An 18,163-nucleotide genomic window follows, 5' to 3' on the forward strand; every position below is an offset into this window, starting at 1 on the left:
CGATACTCTCTAATACCTGGCTAAGAAAAACTATAATTTTTAATTCCATAATCCAGTTTTGCCCGGCTAATACTGAGCAACCGGGCTGCTTCAAAAATATGGGTCTGGCTTTTTACATAGTAGTCCGAATTAATTGCTGTTCATACTGCTCCAGATTGAAGCCTTCTGTTAAAATAGTAGCTAAATCTGTTCCAGTGTATTCAGTATAGCTATCATTACGGGAACAAAACATTTAGTTTAATTAACGGCTGTTTTTAGATTCATAGGACGGCACATTCCAGCAAATTTTCTAGCTTTCGGATATTTCCCGGCCAAGCATAGGCTTGCATAAAGGCTGTGGCTTTTTTACTGATGCCCTGTATCTGTTTACCATAGCAATAAGTGAATTGATGAATATGTTATTACTGCAATGCTCTATCTATCATTATTGATTGTGGAAACTTAATCATTCTGCGTCTTCTTAGATAACCATACTAAAGAAAGTGCTGTAATAACCAGCCATGGAATAAGGGCCATATTCATGACTTTCCAGCCAATTATATTCAGTAATGCTCCAGCACTAAATGAGCAGATCAATCCCACCACAAAAACTGTCATGTCATTAATGGCCTGTGCCTTGGCTTTTTCTTCATGAGTATAAGTTCTGGTTAATAAAGAAGTACTGCCAATAAACAGGAAATTCCAGCCTACACCTAATAAAACCAGAGAAATAGCAAATGAATGGAATTGCAGGCCAGAAAGGGCAAAAGCGATATAGCAGGCAAACAGTAAAAGACCTGCAAACATGACTTTCAATACACCAAAACGGACAATCAGGTTACCCGTAAAAAATGATGGCAGGAACATCCCCAGTACATGCAATTGAATTACAGTGGTAATTGTACCTAATTCATGATGAGCATGACGCATGGCAATTGGTGTGGCAGTCATACCTAAAATCATGATGCCATAACCAGTAATTGCGCCCAGTAAAGCCACTAAATACATGGGTTGAAATACAATTTTTGGCCAAGGTCGTCCTGCACTAAAACTGGTCTTAATTTCCACCTGATCTGGAATATGTAGTCTTGATAAGATTCCGATCGCAAGCAGGGAAACGATAGTAATGATCAGGAAAGAACCCACATATTCCAGATGATTAAATAGTGGTCCACCAAAGCGAGCCAAAACCGGACCAATCAATGCTGCAACTACGCCACCCGCCATAACAAACGAAATTGCACGGGAACGAAAGGCATCATCTGCTACTTCACTGGCAGCAAACCGGTAGAACTGGGCAAAGGATTGATATGCTCCCACACAGAATGTGCCTAATGCCAATAGGTAAAGTGAACTATAGATAATACCAACTGCTGCAATAATTCCACCTGAAATACCTAATAAAGCACCACATAAAAAGCCATTGCGCCTGCCTACTTTTGCCATCCACATGGAAGCAGGGAACATCATCATGGCTGTACCTAAAAACATCGAGGCAATTGGCAGGGTGGAAAGGGTAGGCGTATTGGCAATATTTGCACCTGCCAGTCCACCAATCGTCATCACCATGACTGAAACGGTCTGGAATAAAGACTGTGAACTTGCCAGAATGAAAACCTGGCGGTGCATGGTATTTTGCAGCATAAAAGTGTAACCTGAATTTCTATAAACAATTGATTAATAAGTGTTTTGATGTAGAATTATTACCACTTGGAACAAGGCTTGAGCTCATTTCATTCGTACATAAGTCTATTGAGCCTGTTTTAGTAAATAGATCACTTAAACCTGCACTAATAGTGGCAATCTTGGCCCTTATCACGGCTTCTGTTCTATAAATTTTTGAGCAGATAAAAGATGTCCTGTCTTTACATAAAGGATTGCTCCTGCTGAACACGCATGAAAGTTATGGCTGCTTTGAATCGGTAAACGAATCCATGAACCTGCAGGATAAGTTTCTCCATTTGCAAGCAATTCACCTTGTACTACCAGAAGTTCAATTCCGTTTGCACTGTGCTCAGCAAAATTCTGATGGGGTATTAGTTTTTCCAGATAGGTTTGTTCGTCCTGAGAATGATATAAAGGGCAAATCTTACGCTGATTAAGTGTTTGCCAGTTTTCAGGCTCATGGGTATTGATACGCAGCGACAGTACATCTTCTCTGGTCATTTGCATGAGCTTGACAAAAATCAGTGTGCCTTCTTCACTGGATGGAGTATGTTTTGATCCATCCGGATTCCGTAAATACCAGCCTGCTGGATAATGCTGGTTGCCATTTTCAGTAAATGTTCCAGAGAGCACTAAAATTTCTTCACCTAATGGATGTTGATGCTCTGGAAAAATGCTCTGCGGTGCATAACGAACCAGACTGGTGGCACGGGCTGTTTCACCACCTATTCTATCGAGCATAACTCGTTCAACTTCACCACCAGGAGATTTGACCCATTGATAATCGTTAGGTCTAACCATAGTCACTTGGGAAAAATCAGCGTTAATCCACATGCTTTGTCTCATCTATTCAAAAAGTCAGATATCCTGTTGATCTGATAAAGATTAATAGGAAGAAAAACTTAAAAATGTTAATACTGATTGTTACTATTTACTGCTTCTAACAGACGCGCTGAATAGGATTAGGCCTGCTAGAACATTTAATATAATTGTGATCAATAGAGCTTCCTTATCCAGTTTTGTATTTAAAGGGCTTTGACCCATAAAGTGAAAAATTGATTCTATAAAGATGGTTCTATACAAACAAACCAGTTAATCTTATAGTAATTGATAGAAAATCTTTAGAATGAAAACTCCTGTATATCTCAACGCATTAAGAGCTTTTGAAGCTAGTGCCAGACATCAAAGTTTTTCCACGGCAGCTATTGAGCTGAATGTAACTCCTGCAGCGGTGGGACAACTGGTTAAAAGTCTGGAAGATTACCTGGGCATTACATTGTTTCAGCGGAGTACAGGGGGAAAAGCCCGCTTGGTGGTAACTGAAGCTGCATTAATGGCATTGCCCGATATTCGTGCCGGTTTTGATAGGTTATTACTTGGTCTGGAAAAACTACAGGCACAAACTTCAGCAGGTGTTTTAACTGTTGCGATCAGCCCGGCTTTTGCATCGAAATGGTTGCTGCCAAGAATTGATACTTTTCAGCAAGCCTATCCTGAAATTGATATTCGACTGGATACTAACTTGGAACCTGTAGATTTTGCTCAACATGGTATTGATATTGCCGTACGATATGGACAGGGAAACTGGTCAGGACTAGTTGCGGAAAAACTCATGGATGAAGAGGTTTTTCCTGTTTGTTCACTAAGGTTTTATCAGAAATATCGACACCTGTTAAAATATGTAGAGAACTTATTAAACCTACCTTTAATTCATGACTTAACACTGGATGTCCATACAGGTTTTACTACTTGGGATACATGGTTGAAGTACAATCAGGTGAGCAATGGCCCGACCCAGCGAGGATTAAAAATTAATAATTCAGCTGCTGTACTACAGGCAGCAATTGATGGGCATGGAGTCGCATTGGCAAGAAGTGTTATGGTGGCAGATGATTTAAAAACAGGGCAATTGATACGTTTATATCCAGATATGAAGTATTCATCGGCCTTGGCCTATTATGTGGTCTATCGACAAGAATGTCAGAATAAGCCGAAATTCGTAGCCTTTAAAACATGGCTGATGGACGAGGTGAAGTTATAAACTAAATAATTTTTTGATATTATTTTTAAATATATATGTATCAGTATCTATTATTTAAAAAAATTATATATATCCAGTTTATTGGAATAATTGAAATATATAATAAAATGTCTTACTATATTAATATTACTTAAAAATAATAGAAAGTTTTTTTTACTTTAAAGGTTTTACTGAAAGCAATTTTATACTAGATATATTAACTTTAATTTTAAAGCCATTTTTATTTTTATAATAAACTCTTATTTTTGTTCAAATATATAATGGCTTTTATAAATAAGAGGGATAATAGTTGGTTTATTTTTATTAAATTAATTTTTTATAATTTAAGAAACTATTTTAATTAATTATTTACTTAAAGCTATAATATGTTTATACATTTGTCTAACAAAGCAACTGAAAAAGTACACTATTTTCAATTTAATTAGACTATCTTAAAAAAGTTGCTTCAATAATAAAACTCTAAAAGGATGCCAAAGTGGAAACTATAACAGTGAAAAAGATAGTCAGCTGTATTGCTTTTAGTAGTATATTAGGCCTGACTGCATGCCAAAGTACAACCAAAGACCATCACTCTATGGATGATCGAAAACATCATTCTAAAATGTGGCATGATAAGCATGAAGACTTATCCGATAACCAGATTATTAAAATATTGAGTACTGCCAACAATGGCGAGATTATGCAGGCAAACGCGGCCTTGCCAAAGTTAAAAATGCCTCAAGTCCGTCAATATGCTCAGATGATGATTCGTGAACACTCAGCGAATGAGCAAAAAGGTCAAGCACTGGCAACTCGTCTGATGCTAACACCACAGACCAGTGAGATTAGTAAGTTATTACAGCGTGACAGTGACAAGATTGTTGATAAACTTAACAGATCATCTTCTGACACTGATAAAGATTATATGAAGAGCCAAGTGGAAGTACATCGTAAAGTTCTCATGGTAATCGATAAAAAATTGATTCCAAATGCTAAAAACTCTGACTTAAAGAACATGCTTGTTCAAACACGTAGTGCGGTTGCTACACATTTACAAATGGCTGAACAAATGGTTTCAATGATGAAGTAACATTAAAATCATCCATATATTTATATTTTTTAAAATAGGTCTAGCATTCATCATGCTAGACCTTTTAAGTTTATATAATTTAATACTAAGATTAAATTATACAATAAACAGAATGTTACTAATAAAGTCTTCTGCATCAGATAAATAGGCTAGATAAAGTTTGATAAATACTCATCCTATTCTCTAGCTTCTATTTTAGATATCTAATCCGAAGAAAATCTTTTACTCATAGATATTTTATAAGTATATTAGAAATGTTTTCTCATAAATCAGTATTTTTTAGTTAATTGAAGCCTTATTATTCTTACTTGAAAAATCAGAAATAAGGCTTATTATGCTACCTATTATTTAAAGTAGAATTAAGAGTGAATATCTGCGTTCTTTAACTAAAAACTGTATGTCATACCTAACTTTGCAGTCCGTGGTTGTCCAGGATATACATAGCGGTTAAAAGCGCTATCATCATATTCTTTATTAAAAATATTCATAATATCAAAGCTGAATCTTAAATCAGGATTTAAGTCATAGTACGAAATTAAATCAGTTGTTGCATAACTGCCCATCGTATAAGTATTATTTGCAGTCTGACCTTTTCGGTTACCAATATAACGCTGATTAATGCCTATGCCTAAACCATCAAATAATCCTGATTTAAATTCATAAATGCTGAGTAAATTAAATGAATTTTGAGGAATATTGGCTAGATGTGTTCCTTTTTCTAAGGTATTGTCTTTATTTACACTAGCATCGACATATGAATAGTTTCCTATAATTTTCCACGCCGGTATAATATTGCCTATCAGACTTAAGTCAAAACCTTTACTCGATAACTCTCCAGCAGCAATACTTTTAGTCGAGTCTGTTGGGTCAAGAGTTAAAATATTCTCTTTTTTTACATAATAAATGGCAGTGTCAAAAGAAAGCTGTTCATCTAGTAATGTGTATTTTGTACCTATTTCATAAGAAATACCTTCTTCAGGGTTAAAGCCCTGATTATTACGATCCACTCCGGAGTTAGGCTTAAATGATTTGCTAATATTGGCATATGCTGTCAGTTGGTCGGTCAGATCATAAGTCATACCAATGCGTGGAATAACAGCATGGTTATCTGTAGACCAAGATGTACTAGAAATAAAGTTGTGATAATCATGCTGATAGCTTTCCAAGCGTAAAGCAAGCAAGGTGTTTAAACGATCAGTCAGATGAATTTGATCCTGAATAAATAAAGCTTGGCTTTTTAATTGTTCACGGTCGTGGGTGGTTATATTATTTAATTCTGGCAATGATTGTGGTTTATATGGATGATTAATATCTAAATCAAAATCATCCTTCGAACGAATAATAAAAGATTTATAATCATAATTTTCAAGTTCTATGCCTGAAATTAAAGTATGCTCTAAATTAAATAAATTGAAATTTCCGACTATATTGGCCTGAAAGTTTCTATCAATCCAATCTAAATTACACCAGTTATAATTACGGGTAAGTAACTCACCATCTGTGTTAGCTTTGATGCCATTTGCCTCAACTGCATAACCATGCAGATTTCCATTTAAATATTGAGTACCAATATTAAGTGTCCAGTCATCGTTAAAGGTATGTTCAATGCGTAACTGTAGCATGTCATTATCATTATATAAGCGATTCCGGTTCTTGCCAGTTTCCCACCAGTACTCTGCCGGGTCAAAATTATATCTTTTTTGTCCTTCGTAGCGGGTAAAACCCCGGTCTAAAGCATGCTGGTTGCGTAACAGATCAGCTTCTAAGGTCACTTTAGTGGTGTCTGAAGGACTCCATTGAATAACAGGTGCGATATTCCAGCGCTTTGAATCAACATGGTCGCGGTAAGTATCTCCGTTTTCTCCCATGACATTTAAGCGGTACATAAGACTCTCATCTTCAGTTAAAGCGCCGGCTGTATCTAAAGTGCTCCGCAACAGGCCCTCATGATCAACACTCAAACCTAAAGTTGTTTTTTGTTCAGCATGGGGTACTTTACTAATGACATTGAATGTACCTCCCGGATCGCCACGGCCATACAAACTAGAGGATGCACCTTTTAATACTTCTATACGTTCAATCGTATTACTGTCAGGTGCATTGGGATAACCACGATTAATTGGAAAACCATTCCGGTAGTATTCGCCACTGGTAAACCCGCGTGAGGTAAATGTGGTTAAACCCTGACACCAAAGTTATTGGCCCGCCCTATACCTGCTACATCAAGAGCTTCCGATAAGCGGGTAGCTTGAATATCGTTTAGGACTGCTTCAGAAACAACCGTGACTGCCTGAGGAGTATCTTTCAATAAGATATGAGTACGTATGGCAGAGCTTGCCGTACTGACCTTATAGGCTAGATGAGCATTATCAGTTTTGCTGGTTGCCTGTAAACTGATAGTAGGTAATGAGCTAATTTGGTCATTTGCAAATACGAAAATAGGACAGCTAAGTGGTAACAAACCGAGAAGTAGGTGACGTTTTAACACAGAATATAGTTTCACAAGATTTTTATGATAATGATTATATTTTACATTTTTAAAAAGTAAATATAATCTTCATAATATAATCTATCGTTATAGTACTTTATTAGATATAAGTCTCTGCTTAACTTGAATTTAATATAAAAGAGCAAAAACAGATTGTTCATTTCTGCTAAAAAAGAGAAGTAATATAAGTATTAAATAGATAGTAAATTACTGAGCCAGACACTCTTCATTAAATTAATATATTAAAAGCAGCTGAAGAAATAACCGAACCGCGGCTGGGAACACCATCTGGATAAAGTAATTCAACTAAACACCAAATAGTCTTAAGTGCGCTTTAAGTGGCTATATTTTAAAAAAATAAAATAAAGACTTAGAAGAATCAATAACCAGAATATATAGTCAAGAATAAAATATAGGTAATGGAACTCGTCTAAGCCTATAACTAAGGATAAAGGATCAATACCGATGCTACCTACAGGCGAAATTTCTCCATCGATAAGAAATTGGAAAGGTGCTCCTCCAGCTATTACCTGATCCTTCTCGATGGTATCGACGGCTAGACGTTCAACATCAATAGTAGTCTGGTAGAATAAAGAACTATAAGTCGCTACCAGTGCTAACATATTTAAAGATATTATTTTCTTGATCACTCGATCTATCCATGTCTTTTTATCTTTAGTCCCCAAAATCAGGTATATCTCAGAATTGTATTTTAATTTGTTATATCAAGCAGAAACTATTTTAAAGGATTCTAGAGATGGCTTAAAAAGGTTTAAATTAAATTTTAACTTAATCAATACTTAATAAATAAAAATATAACTTTGCAGTTGTTGTTAGCTTATTAATCATCCCCATGAATCAAAAATAGAACTTTTTAAATTCGATACCAAAGGAGTACCTGAAATTCTGTGACTATCAGGCAATGTATTTTATCTCTTTTAGGAGCTTTCTATGCTATTCACCAATCCATTATTGACCATTTTACTCATTCCAACTCCGCAACAGTTGGTCATGGACTCATCTGCAGTACAAGAGTGCCAAGCAGAGCAGTTAACTATTCAGGTCGATAATAAAGCAGGTGATTTTAATGGTATGTCACATTCTGGTACAGAAATTAAAATTTATAATAAAGGACCAGAATGCCAATTCCCGGCACGTCCACGAGTTAAAATTTATGGCTCAGAAGATAAGATTTTGCCTTTGGAAAATGGTACCAGACCTGAACAGCTGGCTCAAAATTTAGTAATTGATAATGGGCAATATGCTGTAATGCAATTACGTTGGGTATCAAGTCCTGTCTATAATGAAAACAAAAAATTAAAAGCAATTACTCTGAGCGTAGATACACGGTATTCAGCATTAAAAGTTCCTCTAGCAGCTGAAATTTATATTCCTGCTGATGTGAAAATAGGAACATTTGAACAGACCCCCCTACGTATAGTAGAGGGTAGGAGTGAACGTTAATAATATATCTATGATAAAAAAGAAAGTAGCTTTTCATAGCAGTCATATGTTGGAACAGGCTATCTAACTTATAAAATAGATGAGCATAAAATTTTGTAAGTTTCCACTGACATCAATAGGCGCTTATAACTGCTATGCAGTCGATGAGAATATTTTTATGATGAAGTCATGAAGGAACAGGATGTTCCAGAACATAAAACAATAATAATAAGTTTCAGCACCAGGACTGTGAGATAAGACAGGAGTTATATCTAGCAACCCCATATGAGAAACCTCGGCAGGATGCCGGGGTTTCTTATTACTCAATTATTTTTAATCGAAAAACCTATGAAGCAATTAGCTGTATAAATCTATTCACGGGACACGAATAAATTAAATATTGATCGCTTATGCATTTAATTTTTATGGGATTTTTTGAGACTTAAATAGTGGAACACTGTTGCAATTAATTGTAATAGCACTACACTTATCGTCCATACAGGTAGTAAAAAATATAAGCCAAATAAAATACTGATATAAATAATTTTTTGGAATTGATTACAATTTTTCCACTGTTGCCATAGGTCTTGGTTAAACTTTCGTAATGTATCTAAAGGTCGTTGGTAAGTCCACCATGCCTGATAAGAAAATATTAGTACTAATAAGATTATGGCTGCAGACAGAACTAGCAAAACTTGATTTAGCCAGCCGAACAGAACCCCAATATGTAAATCTACTCCCCAGCGTGTTAATTTTGCAGATAATGGAAAATCACTAAATCTTAAATGGTCAATAATATGTTGAGTTGACATATCTACCGCTAAAGCATCGATTTGAATTGGCCAACGATGATTCATTTCTTCTATCGACCAGGCCCGATCTTTTTGATAACTGGGTTTAATTTGTAATGCTTGGGCGTTTAAACCATTTTGATGAGCAAGCTCGACAATACGATCAAAGTCTTTGAAGTTTAATTTAGTTGAAAGATGTTGGCCTGACATATCCATCTGCATGTAATGTTCAGCATGTGGATTTGTCACATTCATCGTTTTTGGATTTAATGCCAGATGCAAAGTTGGTGTATCACTATTGAGTAAATGGCGAAGTTGTGCAATGTTTGCTCCGCTCCATTTTGACCATGTTAAACCGGTAATCGAAAAGAAAAATAGCATCGGTAATACAGTTAAACCGAAAATATAATGCCATTTGATACGTGAATGGCGTGAATGAATGGATTTATTTTTTTTACGATAGCTCCACCATTGAATCAGGCCAGTTAAAGCGAATAGTCCTAACCAGCTTGCTGCAAATTCGCTATATATACGACCATACTCACCTAGTAATAAGCTGCGGTGTAACTGGTCTAAAAAAGTTCTTAAAGGTAAAACCCCACTGGTACCGTAAACAGGAAGCTGACCTTGGATCTTTAATGTATATGGATTTATAAATATTGCTTTAACTGTATCAGGGTTGTCGGGCACTTGGTAAAGAATGCGTGTCGTATGTTCAGAAGTCTGCGGTGTTCGAACTGCAAATATCTTTGCATCATGAGGTAAAACAGTTGAGGCAGCTGCAACCTGTTGACTAAGAGGTTGAGTTTTATGGTTTGGGCTATGTAGTGCGGATAGCTGCTCTTTATAAATAAAGCTCTCAAGCTGGGGCGTTAAGCCATAGAGTAGCCCTGTTAAAGAGGCAATAAAAATAAAAGGGGCAATTAAAATCCCTAATTGATTATGAAGCAGCTTTAACAATTGGTATTCAACATATGACTTTAAAAATAGATTATATTCAAAAAATGAGCACTAGAAGAATATTAAATTATATAATCTTTATGCGATAAAACTTGAATAAAATCATGCTAGCTATGATGTATAGAAGTATAGTTAAAGGCTTATATAAAAAATTCAGTAATATTCAAAATTCTTAAATCAAACTGTTATTTTTGAAAATTTTTTCTAATGATGATTAAGCTCTGTTATATGTTACTAAAATTACCAGTTCAAATTATAACGCTATAACCCGTTAAATCATGCACCAGCCCTCTATCTGCTCAGATATAACCATATACATGTATAATGTAAAACATAAGTACGATGATTAAATCAGAATAAATATAAGTTTCTACACTATAACATGCAGAAAATTAAAAAATTATTAGTAGGAAAAGAATTTAAAAATCTCATTTTTTTTACCAATATTCTTTAATTCTAATAGCGTTAGTTTTTAAACATGAATTTTACTCACTTTCTAATGAGACTAAATCATTTTTATTCATGTTGTGATTGCGATATAAATCTATTCATGTTCTGAAGCGCTCCAGTAATTCACTTTTGATAAGACCAAAAGGCGCAAAACTGATAAGGCTGGAAAGTTTAAAAAGAGCAAAAAGATTTTTTAGGTTTATCTCAGAAATTAGGGTACTGATCACAATGAATAAAGAATTTACATTTACGATTAAAAGTATTTGTTTCGATGAAAACTATCGTCCAGCAGACAATACGCGCCTTACCACCAACTTTGCTAACTTGGCAAGAGGGATGAGCCGTCAGGAAAATTTGCGCAACACATTACGCATGATTGATAATCGTTTCAATGCCTTGGCTCATTGGGACAACCCTAAAGGCGACCGCTATGCTGTTGAGCTTGAAATCATTTCAGTTGAAATGAATATTGATGTGCAAAACCATACCAGTGGTCTTCCTTTGATTGAAATATTGAAAACCAATATTATCGATAAAAAAACCGGTAAATATATTGAAGGTATTGTGGGCAATAATTTTTCTTCTTATGTCCGTGATTATGATTTTAGTGTGCTGTTACTCGATCATAATAAAGATCAGCCTACCTTTAGCACACCAGAAAATTTTGGTGAATTACATGGCAACCTGTTTAAAAGTTTCATTAACTCTGAGACTTATAAAGCCAACTTTAAAAAAGCGCCTGTCATTTGCCTAAGCGTTTCAACAAGTAAGGTCTATCACCGTACTGAAAATGTACATCCTGTTTTGGGTGTCGAATACAAGCAAGAAGACTATTCATTAACTGATGAATATTTCCAAAAAATGGGCTTAAAGGTCCGCTATTTTATGCCGGCAAATAGCGCCGCGCCTTTAGCATTCTATTTTTCAGGTGATTTGTTGAGTGATTACAGCAACCTTGAATTGATCAGTACCATCAGCACAATGGAAACTTTCCAAAAGATTTACCGTCCTGAAATTTATAATGCAAATTCAGTTGCCGGTAAATATTATCAGCCAAGTTTGAAGAATCAAGATTATTCACTCACTCGCATTGTGTATGACCGAGAAGAACGTAGCCGTCTGGCTATTGAGCAGGGGAAATTTGTTGAAGAGCAATTTATCAAACCATACCAAGCGATTCTTGAGCAGTGGTCTGCAAGTTACGCTCTTAATTAATATACATACAGGTCATTGATCATGAAAAAATTATTACCGACTTCAACTGCTGGCAGCTTACCTAAACCGTCTTGGCTTGCAGAACCTGAAAAGCTTTGGTCGCCTTGGAAACTTGAAAATGAAGGTTTAGCTGAAGGTAAAAAAGACGCGTTACGTTTGGCGTTGCATGAACAACAACTTGCTGGCATCGATATTGTCAGTGATGGTGAGCAAACCCGCCAACACTTTGTGACGACGTTTATTGAACACTTAAATGGTGTAGACTTTGAGAAGCGTGAAACAGTTCGAATTCGTGATCGCTATGATGCAAGTGTACCGTCTGTAGTGGGTGCGGTGTCACGTCAAAAGCCGGTTTTTGTTGAAGATGCCAAGTTTTTACGTCAGCAAACCAATCAACCTATCAAGTGGGCATTACCTGGCCCAATGACCATGATTGATACGCTTTACGATGGTCATTACAAGAGCCGTGAAAAACTGGCTTGGGAATTTGCTAAAATCTTGAACCAAGAAGCAAGAGAATTAGAAGCTGCGGGTGTAGATATTATTCAGTTTGACGAACCTGCATTTAACGTATTCTTTGACGAGGTCAATGACTGGGGTGTCGCGACTTTGGAACGTGCCATTGAAGGCCTAAAATGTGAAACTGCGGTTCATATTTGCTATGGTTACGGCATTAAAGCTAATACAGACTGGAAAAAAACACTCGGTTCGGAATGGCGTCAATATGAAGAAGCATTTCCGAAACTTCAGGCTTCTAACATTAATATCATTTCATTAGAATGTCACAACTCACATGTGCCTATCGATTTACTCGAACTTATTCGCGGTAAAAAAGTGATGGTCGGTGCAATTGATGTTGCATCTAACCAGATTGAAACACCAGAAGAAGTGGCGAATACACTCCGTAAAGCGCTTCAGTTTGTAGATTCTGACAAGCTTTATCCTTGCACAAACTGTGGTATGGCACCTCTTTCTCGTGAAGTGGCACGTGGCAAGTTAAATGCTTTAAGTGCAGGTGCAGAAATCGTTCGCCGAGAACTTACAGGATTGGAACTTACTGCTTAATATTTACCAATAAGTGGTATAAAGGGTTACTTTTTTGATGGCAGTTGATAATCAAACAAGTAACCCTCATTTTACTTACTACATGTCGTTCTAATCAGAACGCATGTCGATAGTACCTTCCTGATGGAGTTGGGCGGTATAGCAAACACACATGAAAAAGTACGGTTCAATTTAGGAATAATGTCATGGTTCAGGCAACAGACTTTAGAAATGCAATGTCTTTACTCACAAGTGCAGTCAGTGTTGTGACCACGGCAGGTATGTCTGGCCGTTTTGGATTTACTGCCTCTGCTGTGTGTAGTGTGACTGACACACCACCGACATTATTGGTCTGTATGAACCAGGCTGCAAGCTCACATGCACATTTCCTGGATAACAAAATCTTAACGGTGAATGTTTTAGGCGCGCATCACGAATATATTTCAAAAGCATTTTCATCTAAACTCACGCCAGAAGAACGCTTTAAACATGGTGCATGGATTGAGTTGGAAACAGGTGCACCTGTGTTGGAAGATGCTTTGGTAAGTTTCGACTGCGAGATTGAGCAAATTCAACAAGTGGGAACTCACACTATTTTGATTTGTCCTATTGTTGCGATTCAACAAAGCCAGCATGATCAAAGTCTGGTTTATTTTAATCGTGCTTATCACCAAGTGGGCCAGACAGAAACTGCTTAAACCCACTCTTTATGCAAATGAAAATTTATTATAAAAGTTAAACGTTTAAATTTTTAAAATGCATGATTGTCATTCAGGTAAATAGTATGGGGGTTATCTATTGGTGAAGGTTAATTTCAGCGCGAACAATATAAAAATGGAGCCAGTTATCTGATCAATTTTTTTCAAAGTTTTACCTTGCTGTAGAAATCTCGAAATAGGTTTCATCAAAGTAATCAAAAATAATGACCATAAAATGCCTAAACCTACATGAATGGCTACTAAGCTTAAAAGCCAATATGTAGAATTTTCACCAGTTGGAATAAACTGGGGTAAAAATGAGACATAGAAGAACCCGACTTTAGGGTTCAATATATTCGTAATCAAACCTTTTAAAAACCAATTTTCCTGTTTGTTAGGATTTGACGTTATCTCAAAAGCTGTTCGAGGTTTAAAAATCAAGCCAATACCTAACCATACCAGATAAACAGCCCCTAACCATTTTAACAGATTAAATGCAAGTTCAGAGGTAGCTAAAATAGCGCCTATTCCACAAGCTACGAGTACACCCCATGCTAAACAGCCACACGCAATACCTAAGGCTGCATTGAATGCTTTACTTTTATTTCCTACAGTAGCTGTTCGTATAATTAATGCTGTATCCAGTCCCGGGGTTATTGTTAATAGAATAATTGCTATAAAGAATGGTATAAGAAGCTCAGCCATATTCAGTCGATCAGGTGTAAAACTAGAGCTTATATGATAACGTCTGAATAAATAAAAATTAAACTCTATTATCAAAACTCGCTAAAATCGATAGATCAAAAGACCTGATGCGTAGAGCATTTGCTCATGTATATTAAATATGGATTAATATCCAGCCTGAGTACAAGTAAGAAAATATAAAAATTTTAATCATGTTTTTGTTTTTAATAAATATCTGATAATGTTAATAACTGTTATATGAACACTCATCCTGATAAATATCATAATATTTATTATATATTTAAAAATAGAATAGTTCAGTATGCCATTAATTGTTTTAAGGGGAATATAGAAATAGAGAGCGTAATGTCTGCTCATCAAGATTAAGCAGGGTTACTTAATATAGAACAAAGTAACTTCAATTGTGAAAAAATCAGTTGAGAAAAAAATCAGTAAAAATTATATAGCATAAAAAAGCATACCCCTTAAAGGATCAGTTATATATCTGATACTCTAAAAGTTATGCTTTAAAATAGCTGATTCATAAATTTCCTGAATTATATTTTTTAGCTGTGCTTTACCTGGTTGCGGCCATGATTTTTGGCATGGTAAAGATTGTTGTCGGCAATTTTTAATACTTCTGAAAAACTATTTGAGCTCTCGGGCCACGACGCAATACCAATAGAGACCGTGATTCTGCCAACATTATTAATAATATATGTTTCTACGGCATGGCGAAATCTTTCAGCACTTTCATAGACCTCTTGTTTATTAACATTTGGAATAATTACAATAAATTCTTCACCACCATGACGGCAACAAAGATCATTTTTGCGGAAATTTTCCAACATGATCTTAGCCAAAGTTTTTAATACTTCATCACCTTCATCGTGACCATACGTATCATTAATACGTTTAAAATGGTCTATATCAATCAGAAGTACAGAAAAAGGAACTTTAGAATCTATCATTCCTTTTGTAAAGAACTGCATCCCTCTACGGTTTAATAAGCCAGTCAGTGGATCTGTATTAATACGATGATCCATTTCGGTTAGCTTATGAGAAAATTTACGTGCGCTTAATAAAAGTGATAACTTGAACTTGGTGACTTCATAGTACCAAGGATTAATCCTTTTGATTCTTTCTTCGATTTTAGGCTGATTCAGCAGACTGGCCATATTGGCTAGGTTATGTAACGGATTGGAAATAACGAGTGCAAATCTCCAGACAATATAAAAAATAAGCAGATAAAACAGGAAAATTCCGCCTGTAACTTTATAAATAATAGTCGATGCCTGCTCAAGTAACTCATTAGTGGGCTGCTGAGAGACAATAAGCCACTTGGTTGAGGGGATGTATGAAAAGCCGGCAAGATTATCTACGCCTCGACTGTTTATCAAACGGATATTTCCATTTTTGGTCGCCTGCATGTATTTCAGGCCTGTATTATTCCTAACAGTTTCTCCAATTCTTTTTGTATCAGGGTGAAAAATAATCTTATTATTCTGATCAATCACATACATATAGCTCTTTTTATAACTGTAGTTGATCGTTAAGAGATGGTTAATAATATTTTTCTGCTTTAAGTAAATGGCTGAGCCTATAAAGCCCTTATAGTTATTATCTTTATCAAAGATAGGCTGGGACAAGAAAACAATCAGATTATCTTTCACAGAGTAATAGGGTGAAGAAATATAAGTTTTTTTATTTTTAAGTGAGGCTTGAATTCCCGGCGTGGTCTGAATTTTATTCCGGTCAATATTTAAAATGTTGGGAGAAAAGTTGATGAGTCTGCCTTCAGCATCACCAATGACTACACTGTTATAGTGATCCGACTGGTATTTTAGACGGTTAACTTCTGCTTCTCTTAACGCAAAACTGTTAAAGTCTTTCCCCAAAGATTGAGCACTGTACTTGAGTTCTTTTAATATATTTTGAAAATGATTGTCTGTATTAAGGGCAATTTTATTTGCATATTCCGAGTTAATCGCTAAAGAGTTGCTGATTAACTGGTTTTTTACGATTAAATAACTCACGCCTAAAGATACAAAGAAGAGTGTAGATACGCAGAATACGATTAATAAAAGTATTAATTTTCTCAAGTCCAGGTCAAGAGACTTACCCAGTTTTCTCATGAACATCATAAATTAATCAAATTCTGACATATTTCGGCTCATAATACCTTTTTAATTTAATAATGTAGATGAAATTGGATGATTTATTAAACAATAATTCTGTTTTTAATAATTTTATTGTTTATAGAAGTTTTTACTATGCCTCTTTAAAAATCTTAAATTATTTATGGAATAACGAACTTCATAGATGACAAGCCGAAAGATAAGGGATATTTCTAAATCATCTAAGCGATGACAAACTGCATAGCGCATAACCGCACCAATAAATTTTCTTTCTAAATCATCTAAGCGCTGACAAACTATTGTCAGATGAGTTCCAGATCATGTTGCGTTTTCTAAATCATCTAAGCGATGACAAACATGCCGTTATAGTCCGGATACGGCTCATAATCTTTCTAAATCATCTAAGCGATGACGAACTCATCATAACCTTCTAAATAGGTTTCTGAATCTTTCTAAATCATCTAAGCGATGACGAACACTTCGGACATAATTCTTTTACCGTTTTTAATTTTCTAAATCATCTAGGCGATGATGAACGGATTTCAAAGGTTTTTTTAAGTGGTGTTTAATTTCTAAATCATCTAGGCGATGATGAACAGAATCTTACAGTTAATCGCGGTTCCATTACTTTTCTAAATCATCTAGGCGATGATGAACCTCATAATTCGCTGATCATTGTTATTGGTCTTTTTCTAAATCATCTAGGCGATGATGAACAGCATCCCCCGAATTTACTTCCAGTACTGGAGTTTCTAAATCATCTAGGCGATGATGAACAATGTCCTTCGAGGGGTGGCTGCAATTGCTATTTTCTAAATCATCTAGGCGATGATGAACGATAACAAACCTGCAGATACTTCTGTTCCGGCTTTCTAAATCATCTAGGCGATGATGAACATATATCTATTACAGATCTAGCAAAGATTTCATTTCTAAATCATCTAGGCGATGATGAACAAATACCGCCGACAGTGACGTTGGAAGTCGAATTTCTAAATCATCTAGGCGATGATGAACACTGGGTAACTGTAGTATTAATGGCAGCACTTTTTCTAAATCATCTAGGCGATGATGAACATTAAGTCAATCATTTACACTGATCGTAGAATTTTCTAAATCATCTAGGCGATGATGAACTGTCAGCGAACATTAAACCTTTATCCGCAAGTTTTCTAAATCATCTAGGCGATGATGAACAATTAAATGCCCGCCGCTTCGAATATCAAAATTTTCTAAATCATCTAGGCGATGATGAACATGTGGGGTTACAAGAAAATTCTCGGCTTCGTTTTTCTAAATCATCTAGGCGCTGATGAACCAAGTGCAGCAAGTATATATAAAGTATTCATATTTCTAAATCATCTAGGCGATGATGAACTGTATCTAGCATTACGCATCGTTTTACTTTCCTTTCTAAATCATCTAGGCGATGATGAACATTATATGTATAGACCTTATAATTTCTGGCAATTTCTAAATCATCTAGGCGATGATGAAC

At 35.7% G+C, this 18,163-nt stretch carries 12 protein-coding genes, 1 pseudogene and 1 CRISPR repeat array; of the genes and pseudogenes, 6 read left to right on the forward strand and 7 right to left on the reverse strand.

All coding sequences use genetic code 11. The features are described from left to right. Positions 1-441: 441 nt before the first annotated feature. Both B3R63_RS04100 and B3R63_RS04105 read right to left on the reverse strand, forming a co-directional pair. Complete coding sequence (locus B3R63_RS04100) at positions 442-1,623, reverse strand: MFS transporter (protein ID WP_286728388.1); 1,182 nt, start codon at positions 1,621-1,623, stop codon at positions 442-444. A 171-nt stretch (positions 1,624-1,794) separates the two neighbouring features. Next, a complete protein-coding gene (locus tag B3R63_RS04105) occupies positions 1,795-2,478 on the reverse strand; it encodes a cupin domain-containing protein (RefSeq protein ID WP_286728389.1) in 684 nt (227 codons plus the stop codon). A gap of 292 nt (positions 2,479-2,770) precedes the next feature. Between B3R63_RS04105 and gcvA the strand changes: the two genes are divergently transcribed. Then, the gene (gene gcvA, locus B3R63_RS04110) at positions 2,771-3,685 is read left to right on the forward strand and encodes a transcriptional regulator GcvA (protein ID WP_286728390.1); all 915 of its coding nucleotides are present in this window, start codon (positions 2,771-2,773) and stop codon (positions 3,683-3,685) included. A 475-nt stretch (positions 3,686-4,160) separates the two neighbouring features. After that, positions 4,161-4,754, forward strand: coding sequence for a DUF4142 domain-containing protein (locus B3R63_RS04115; protein ID WP_106438748.1), 594 nt, complete (start codon positions 4,161-4,163; stop codon positions 4,752-4,754). Positions 4,755-5,140: 386 nt separating this feature from the next. On the opposite strand, the pseudogene B3R63_RS04120 reads toward B3R63_RS04115, so the two are convergent. Beyond that, positions 5,141-7,194: pseudogene (locus B3R63_RS04120) on the reverse strand (TonB-dependent siderophore receptor). A gap of 371 nt (positions 7,195-7,565) precedes the next feature. Next, on the reverse strand, positions 7,566-7,865 hold the full coding sequence (locus B3R63_RS04125; protein WP_349677289.1) for a hypothetical protein: 300 nt from the start codon (positions 7,863-7,865) through the stop codon (positions 7,566-7,568). Positions 7,866-8,193: 328 nt separating this feature from the next. Here B3R63_RS04125 and B3R63_RS04130 point away from each other — a divergent pair, with 328 nt between their 5' ends. Continuing rightward, the gene (locus B3R63_RS04130; RefSeq protein WP_286728392.1) at positions 8,194-8,706 is read left to right on the forward strand and encodes a hypothetical protein; all 513 of its coding nucleotides are present in this window, start codon (positions 8,194-8,196) and stop codon (positions 8,704-8,706) included. A 395-nt stretch (positions 8,707-9,101) separates the two neighbouring features. Here B3R63_RS04130 and B3R63_RS04135 read toward each other — a convergent pair whose 3' ends face one another. Beyond that, positions 9,102-10,436, reverse strand: a complete 1,335-nt coding sequence (locus B3R63_RS04135) for a PepSY-associated TM helix domain-containing protein (protein WP_286728393.1) — start codon at positions 10,434-10,436, stop codon at positions 9,102-9,104. 678 nt (positions 10,437-11,114) lie between these two features. Here B3R63_RS04135 and B3R63_RS04140 point away from each other — a divergent pair. The 3 genes from B3R63_RS04140 to B3R63_RS04150 all read left to right on the forward strand — a co-directional run bounded on the left by B3R63_RS04140 (position 11,115) and on the right by B3R63_RS04150 (position 13,843). After that, a complete protein-coding gene (locus tag B3R63_RS04140; protein ID WP_286728394.1) occupies positions 11,115-12,101 on the forward strand; it encodes a DUF1852 domain-containing protein in 987 nt (328 codons plus the stop codon). Positions 12,102-12,122: 21 nt separating this feature from the next. Further along, complete coding sequence (locus B3R63_RS04145) at positions 12,123-13,166, forward strand: methionine synthase (RefSeq protein ID WP_265761712.1); 1,044 nt, start codon at positions 12,123-12,125, stop codon at positions 13,164-13,166. 185 nt (positions 13,167-13,351) lie between these two features. Continuing rightward, positions 13,352-13,843 (forward strand): flavin reductase, encoded by a 492-nt coding sequence (locus tag B3R63_RS04150; RefSeq protein WP_265761713.1) that lies wholly within the window; start codon positions 13,352-13,354, stop codon positions 13,841-13,843. Between the two features lie 93 nt (positions 13,844-13,936). Here B3R63_RS04150 and B3R63_RS04155 read toward each other — a convergent pair whose 3' ends face one another. Further along, entirely contained in the window at positions 13,937-14,548 is a 612-nt protein-coding gene (locus tag B3R63_RS04155; RefSeq protein WP_005019768.1) for a LysE family translocator, read from the reverse strand. Positions 14,549-15,093: 545 nt separating this feature from the next. Beyond that, on the reverse strand, positions 15,094-16,662 hold the full coding sequence (locus B3R63_RS04160; protein WP_286728395.1) for a sensor domain-containing diguanylate cyclase: 1,569 nt from the start codon (positions 16,660-16,662) through the stop codon (positions 15,094-15,096). Between the two features lie 212 nt (positions 16,663-16,874). Beyond that, a CRISPR array of direct repeats spans positions 16,875-18,163; the repeat unit is 28 nt; unit sequence TTTCTAAATCATCTAGGCGATGATGAAC.

It is taken from the genome of Acinetobacter sp. UBA1297, assembly GCF_002307755.1.
Lineage (GTDB): Bacteria > Pseudomonadota > Gammaproteobacteria > Pseudomonadales > Moraxellaceae > Acinetobacter > Acinetobacter radioresistens.